Annotated in this window: 6 protein-coding genes; 3 read left to right on the forward strand and 3 right to left on the reverse strand. The window is 74.0% G+C overall.

All coding sequences use genetic code 11. The features are described 5' to 3' along the window. Positions 1-274 (forward strand): hypothetical protein (locus tag E1193_RS32640; protein WP_207922925.1); only part of this gene is annotated, 274 nt, incomplete at its 5' end. 13 nt (positions 275-287) lie between these two features. Then, a complete protein-coding gene (locus E1193_RS29940) occupies positions 288-1,169 on the forward strand; it encodes a universal stress protein (RefSeq protein ID WP_207922926.1) in 882 nt (293 codons plus the stop codon). Between the two features lie 3 nt (positions 1,170-1,172). On the opposite strand, the gene E1193_RS29945 is transcribed toward E1193_RS29940, so the two are convergent. The 3 genes from E1193_RS29945 to E1193_RS29955 form a co-directional block, all read right to left on the reverse strand. After that, on the reverse strand, positions 1,173-1,799 hold the full coding sequence (locus tag E1193_RS29945; protein ID WP_132186500.1) for an FMN reductase: 627 nt from the start codon (positions 1,797-1,799) through the stop codon (positions 1,173-1,175). Further along, a complete protein-coding gene (locus tag E1193_RS29950; protein WP_132186501.1) occupies positions 1,796-2,899 on the reverse strand; it encodes an LLM class flavin-dependent oxidoreductase in 1,104 nt (367 codons plus the stop codon). Before E1193_RS29950 ends, E1193_RS29945 begins: the two co-directional genes overlap by 4 nt. Before the next feature lie 185 nt (positions 2,900-3,084). Then, entirely contained in the window at positions 3,085-3,717 is a 633-nt protein-coding gene (locus E1193_RS29955) for a DNA-3-methyladenine glycosylase (RefSeq protein ID WP_132186502.1), read from the reverse strand. Between the two features lie 98 nt (positions 3,718-3,815). Between E1193_RS29955 and E1193_RS29960 the strand changes: the two genes are divergently transcribed. Next, a partial coding sequence (locus tag E1193_RS29960) for an AMP-binding protein (RefSeq protein ID WP_165945861.1) occupies positions 3,816-5,208 on the forward strand: 1,393 nt, incomplete at its 3' end.

The following is a 5,208-nucleotide window of genomic DNA, read 5'->3' on the forward strand; positions in this document are numbered from 1 at the left end:
CCTCCGGGGCGGTGGGACCGGGCACTTCGGGGGCGGGGCGCGGTGGCACCGCCGGCAGGCCGCCGACCGGCACGTCCCAGGCGGGCCCGACGTGGCAGCGCAAGCCCCGGATCAGCTCGCCGAGGACGTCGGGCAGGCTGACAGGTCCGGCAGCCGCACCCGGGACGCCCGGAGCCGGCCCACCATCACGCTCATGAACCGAGAGGTCAACTGCACGCGGCGCGTCCCGGGCGAATGCCGGGCCCGGGGGCCGGGTACGTCGACAATGACCTGACCGACCCCGGGGAGTGCCGATGAACCGACCTGTCGTGGTGGGCGTCGACGGATCGCCGTCGAGCCTGGTCGCCGCGGAACACGCGGCTCGCGCGGCCGTGCGACGACGCCGGCCGCTGCACCTGGTGCACGGCTACCTGCATCCGCTCGGCTACGGCGTGCCACTGAACCCGTACGACCTGGGGCTGCCGGCGCCAACCGAGGAGTCGCGCCGGATGCTGGAGAAGACCGCCGCCGAGTTGGCCGACCGCTGGCCCGGGTTGACCGTCGAGGTGCACCAGGTCGCCGGCGGGCCGGGCGCGACCCTGGTCGCGCGGTCCCGCCAGGCCGAGCTCGTGGTGGTGGGCAGCCGAGGGCTGGGCGGCTTCACGGGCCTGCTGCTCGGCTCGGTGGGCAGCCAGGTGGCCGCCCACGCGCACTGCCCGGTGCTGGTGGTCCGCCCCGAGGAGCAGCCGACCCCGGTCGACGGGCCGGTGGTGGTCGGGGTGGACGGCTCGGCGGGGTCCCGACTGGCCACCGGGTACGCCGCCGACGAGGCCGTCGGGCGGGACGTGCCGTTGGTGCTGCTGCACGTCGGCCCGCGGGACATGAACCGCCCGGTGCCCGAGGAGGTCGAGGAGTCGCAGGCCGCCCACCGGGCCGACGCGGTGCGGTTGCTCGCCGAGGCGTCCGCCGCCGTCCGCGCCGACCACCCGGACCTGGTGGTCCGTGAGCACCCGGTCGCCACGGCCAGTCCGACCGAAGGGTTGGTCGAGGCCAGCGCCACGGCGTCGCTGCTGGCCGTGGGCACCCGGGGCCGGGGTGGGTTCGTCGGGCTGCTGCTCGGCTCGGTCAGCCAGGCGGTGCTGCAGCACGCGCGTTGCCCGGTGCTGGTCGCCCACCCGTACGACGACTGAGCGTCACTCCTCCCGGCCGCCGCCGAGCAGTTGCGCGAAGTCGGTGGTGAGGGCGAACGGGTCGGCGGGGCCGACCGACGCCGGCCGGCGGTCCACCTGCTCGGCCAGTTCGGCACCGGCGTGCAGGATTCGGTCGCGCAGCGCACCGTCGGCGGTGTCGCCCGACCAGTCCGCACCGGCGGCGTAGACGCCCGTGGGCACCACGACCGCGCGCAGGTAGCCGAACAGGGGACGGACGGCGTGCTCCAGGGCGAGCGAGTGCCGGGCCGTGCCGCCGGTGGCGCCGACCAGCACCGGGGTGCCGGCCAGCGCGCCGGAATCCAGCACGTCGAAGAAGGACTTGAACAGCCCGCTGTACGACGCGCTGAAGATCGGCGTCACGGCGATCACGCCGTCCGCGCCGGCGACCGCGTCGAGGGCCGTTCGCAGCGACGCCGACGGGAAGCCGGTGAGCAGATGGTTCACCACGTCGTGCGCGTGTTCGCGCAACTCGACGACGTCCAGCCGCACCTCGGCGCCGCGCCGGACCAACTCGTCGCGGGTGGCGGCGGCGAGTTGGTCGGCGAGCAGCCGGGTCGAGGAGGGCTGACTGAGTCCGGCCGAGACCACGGCCAGTGTGCGCCGGGTCATCGGGGCGCCCCCGTGCCGGCCGCTGCGGCGTCCCGGGCGGCGACCAGCGCGGCGTGGGTCGGGGCCTCGGGCACCTGCGCGCGACGCAGCGAGTCGAACTCCCGGCGTAGCACCGGGACGACCTCCTCGCCGAGGATGTCGAGCTGCTCCAGCACGGTCTTCAGCGGCAGGCCGGCGTGGTCGAGGAGGAAGAGCTGCCGCTGGTAGTCGCCGACGTACTCGCGGAAACCGAGCGTGCGGTCGATGACCTGCTGCGGGCTGCCGACGGTCAGCGGGGTCTCCCGGCTGAAGTCCTCCAGCGACGGCCCGTGCCCGTAGACGGGGGCGTTGTCGAAGTACGGCCGGAACTCCCGCATTGCGTCCTGCGAGTTCTTCCGCATGAACACCTGCCCGCCGAGGCCGACGATCGCCTGCTCGGGGGTGCCGTGGCCATAGTGGGCGAAGCGCTGCCGGTAGAGACCGACCATCCGCTGGGTGTGCTCCTTCGGCCAGAAGATGTGGTTGGCGAAGAAGCCGTCGCCGTAGTACGCGGCCTGCTCGGCGATCTCCGGGCTGCGGATCGAGCCGTGCCAGACGAACGGCGGGACGCCGTCGAGCGGGCGCGGGGTCGAGGTGAACGACTGCAAGGGGGTACGGAACCGTCCCTTCCAGTCCACCACGTCCTCCCGCCACAGCCGGCGCAACAGGTCGTAGTTCTCGATGGCGAGCGGGATGCCGTTGCGGATGTCCTGGCCGAACCATGGGTAGACCGGGCCGGTGTTGCCGCGCCCCATCATCAGGTCCACCCGACCGTCGGCCAGGTGCTGGAGCATCGCGTAGTCCTCGGCGATCTTCACCGGGTCGTTGGTGGTGATCAGGGTGGTGGCGGTGGACAGCAGCAGCCGCTCGGTGCGGGCGGCGATGTAGCCGAGCATGGTGGTGGGCGACGACGGCACGAACGGCGGGTTGTGGTGTTCGCCGGTGGCGAAGACGTCCAGGCCGACCTCCTCGGCTTTGAGCGCGATGGCGACCATCGCCTTGATCCGCTCACGCTCGGTCGGCTCACGCCCGGTGGTGGGGTCGACCGTGACGTCGCCGACGGTGAAGACTCCGAACTGCATGACCAGCTCCTCGCGTGTCGGACCGGGGCCGGGGTGGCGTTCCGGACGTCGCGCACAACATACTTGACGAGTCAACTATTCCGCCGACCCGGGTGGTGATCGACTCCGGGTGCGGCAGAACGTTCCCCCGGCCGCCACAGATGCCGCCGGTCGCCGCAAGCGGAGTCGATCAAGAGACGATCGCGTCAGGCACGGCGGCGGGGGACGTGCCGGCGGTAGACGCTGACCGTCGGGTCGCCGGTGATCCAGAACCGCCACGGCACGTCGTGTGCCCCGGTCACCCCCACCCGGGGCCCGGTGGACACTGCCGCCTCCGGCACCGGCACGTCGGCCGGGCGCAGCCGCACCGGCCCGTCGGCGAGCAGGTCCAGGCCGTACGCCGAACGGTCGATGCCGAGCGTGGCGCAGAGCCGGGCCGGGCCCCGGGCCAGGTCGACGTCCCGGCGTACGGCGGGCCGGCGGGCCCGGGCGACGTCGAGCCCGTCGACCACCGCGCCGGCGCGCAGCAGCACCGCCGAGGCCTCCCCGGCCGGGCCGGTCACCACGTTGAGGCACCAGTGCATGCCGTATGTGAAGTAGACGTAGGCGTGCCCGGCGGGACCGAACATCACCGCGTTGCGCGCGGTCCGGCCGCGGTGGGCGTGCGAGGCCGGGTCGCCGGCGGTGCCGGCGTACGCCTCGACCTCGGTGATCCGCACGGTGACGCCGCCGACGGTCAGCCGGCACCCGAGCAGGCCACGGGCCGCCGGCACGACCGGGCCGCCGAGCAGGGCGGCCAGTCCGGCCAGATCGGCGGCGGGCGGGTACGGATGGTCCATCGGGCCAGCCTGACCGGTGGGCGGACGATCGGCAAACGGAGTGCGATGCGCGTTACCCACCCTTCTCCTAAGGTTAGCCTCACCTTAGAGTGCATCCCGTGACGCCCCCGTTTGACCTGCTCCCGGCCGTGCGCGCGGTGCCGTTCGTCCGCGACCTGGCCCGCCACGGCGACCGTACCGCCGTCGTGACCGCCGACGGCACCCTGTCGTACGCCGAACTGGCGCAGCGGGTCGCACAGGCCGCGCGGCGGCTCGGCGAGCGGCGACGGCTGGTCCTGGTCACCGGGGCCAACACGGTCGACGCGCTCGTGTCGTACCTGGGCGCGCTGCACGGCGGGCACCCGGTGCTGCTCGTGCCGGGTGACGGGCCGGCGGTGGCGACGCTGACCGAGGCGTACGACCCGGACGTGGTGGTGGGGCCGGACGGCGACGGCTGGACGCTGCGGGAGCGACGCGAGGGCAGCGCGCACGAGCTGCACCCGGACCTGGCGCTGCTGCTGAGCACCTCCGGGTCGACCGGCTCGCCGAAGCTGGTCCGGCTCTCCCACGACAACCTCCAGACCAACGCCGAGGCGATCGCCGGGTACCTAAGGATCCGCGACACCGACCGGGCGGCGACCAGCCTGCCGCTGCACTACTGCTACGGCCTGTCGGTGGTGCACAGCCACCTGGCGCGCGGGGCGGCGCTGGTGCTCACCGACCGCTCGGTCGCCGACAGGTGCTTCTGGGAGCTGTTCCGGGCGGCGCGGGCCACCACGTTCGCCGGGGTGCCGTACACGTTCGACCTGCTCGACCGGGTCGGTTTCGCCGCGATGGACCTGCCGCACCTGCGCTACGTCACCGCGGCCGGCGGCCGGCTGGCCCCCGAGAAGGTGGTCCGCTACGCCGAACTGGGCCGGCGCGGCGGCTGGGACCTGTTCGTGATGTACGGGCAGACCGAGGCGACCGCGCGGATGGCGTACCTGCCGCCGGACCTGGCGGCGACCCGGCCGGAGGCCGTCGGGGTGCCGGTTCCCGGCGGGTCGTTCCGGCTCGCCCCGGTGCCCGACCGATCGGACGGCGTCGGTGAGCTGGTGTACGCCGGCCCGAACGTGATGCTCGGCTACGCCGAGCGGCCGGCGGACCTGGCGTCGGGTCGTACCGTCGACGAGCTGCGCACCGGCGACCTGGCCCGGCAGGGCACGGACGGCCTGTGGGAGATCGTCGGCCGGCACAGCCGGTTCGCCAAGATCCTCGGCCTACGGGTGGACCCGCAGCAGGTGGAGTCACTGCTCGCCGTGCACGACGTCACCGCAGCCTGCCTCGGTGCCGACGACGAACTGCTGGTGGCGGCGACCGGCGCGGCGGACCCGACGCGGGTCCGCCGACTGGTCGCCGACGATGTCGGTCTGCCGCCACGCGCGGTGCGGGTGCTTCCGGTGGGCACGCTGCCCCGGCTGGCCACCGGCAAGGTCGACTACCGGGCGCTGCGCGCGCTGGCCAACACGTCCC

Source organism: Micromonospora sp. KC606 (assembly GCF_004348675.1).
Classification (GTDB): Bacteria; Actinomycetota; Actinomycetes; order Mycobacteriales; family Micromonosporaceae; genus Micromonospora.